Annotated in this window: 1 protein-coding gene; it reads right to left on the bottom strand. The window is 62.7% G+C overall.

Going from position 1 to position 322, the window contains the following annotated elements; translation table 11 throughout:
- Positions 1-322: zinc ribbon domain-containing protein (locus NW835_RS13200; RefSeq protein WP_414415527.1), on the bottom strand; the 322-nt coding region annotated here is incomplete at both ends.

Genomic DNA, 322 nt, shown 5'->3' with positions numbered 1-322 from the left:
CGGGTTGACACAGCGAAAATGCTTCCCTTCCCGTTGCCCAAGCCACAAGCAGCGGTGACAAGTTTGCGAAGTGTAGCCAGGTGGTACTGCCACCACCTTCACCCCCGCTCTTGCTGCCTTGGACTCCAAGAACCGCTGTAACGGGTAGAACGCCCCTCGCGCTAGCGGGCCGTAGGCCTCACTATTGGCCCGGCGCCGCTCCGTCTTGCTGCGCCGCTGTTGGTTGACACGCTCCCGCTCGCGCCAGCGGGCCGGAGGCCTCATCCCAGTCAGATCTTCCAAGGCAATAAAGCTGTGGGTGGCCAGTGCTCGAGCAACAAGG

This window comes from Synechococcus sp. OH2 (genome assembly GCF_047462155.1).
In the GTDB taxonomy this organism is placed as follows: domain Bacteria; phylum Cyanobacteriota; class Cyanobacteriia; order Thermostichales; family Thermostichaceae; genus Thermostichus.
The sequence above is the reverse complement of the archived record's forward strand: the minus strand, read 5'-3'. Positions and strand labels throughout refer to the sequence as shown.